At 64.1% G+C, this 1047-nt stretch carries 1 pseudogene; it reads left to right on the top strand.

Going from position 1 to position 1047, the window contains the following annotated elements:
• Positions 1–1047, top strand: a pseudogene (locus WEA77_RS04535) (DEAD/DEAH box helicase); the annotation flags it as partial.

The following is a 1047-nucleotide window of genomic DNA, read 5'->3' as shown; positions in this document are numbered from 1 at the left end:
CATGAGGTTCAAACCGCGCCGCCGGACCTCCTGGTGACGAACTATTCCATGCTTGAATACATGCTGATGCGGCCGATCGAGCGCCCCATCTTCGACCGGACGCGTGAGTGGCTCGCAAAGAATCCGCAGGAGATGTTCTTGGTCGTGCTGGACGAGGCGCATCTTTACAGGGGCGCGGCCGGGGCAGAGGTCGGCTTGCTGCTACGGCGGCTGCGCGATCGGCTGGATATTCCGGCGAGCCGCTTTCAGGTCATCTGCGCGACGGCCAGCTTCAAGGACAAGGAATATGCGCCCGACTTCGGCGCACAGCTTGCCGGCGTACCCGCCGAGACTTTCATCCCCGTGACAGGAACCCTCGATCTGCGGACGCCAGAGGCCCAAGGGTCCTCGGGCGACGCAAAAGCCCTGGCGGGCATTGACCTGGCAGCGTTCTATGCGGTCGCGAATGATGCAGAGCGGACAAAGCTCGTCCTGCCTTTTCTGGAGTATCGCGGCGTCAAGGCGGGGCAGGGTCTTGAGCCGGACCTTTATCATGCTCTGACCGGTTTCCCGCCGATGGGGCTCCTCGTGAACACGACGATGAAGGAAGCGTGCCCGGTCAGGGAACTGGGGCGCGAACTGTTCCCCACCGCGCTCGCAGCCCAGGCGGATACCGCCGTGACCGTTCTCATGGCGCTCGGTAGCATCGCGCGGATCGACCCGAAAGGACCGGGACTGCTTCCCTGCCGCATCCATAATTTCTTTCGGGGCCTGCCAGGGCTCTGGGTGTGCATGGACCCCGGATGCACCGAGATTCCCGCCGATCGACAAGGTGGCATTTGTGGGAAGATGTACGGTCAGCCCCGCGAACGCTGCGACTGCGGGTCAAGGGTCCTTGAGCTTTACACCTGCCGCTATTGCGGGGCCGCCTATGCGCGCGCCTATACGGACGACGTAGACAATCCCGCCGCTCTCTGGTCGGAACCGGGGCGGCGCCTTCGCATGGCGGCCGGCGAGACAAGCCCGCTTCTGCCGCTTGACCTGCTATTGGAAGAGCCGCGCCAGGGC

Origin of the sequence: Hyphomonas sp. (genome assembly GCF_040882205.1) — a bacterium.
GTDB lineage: Bacteria > Pseudomonadota > Alphaproteobacteria > Caulobacterales > Hyphomonadaceae > Hyphomonas.
The sequence above is the reverse complement of the archived record's forward strand: the minus strand, read 5'-3'. Positions and strand labels throughout refer to the sequence as shown.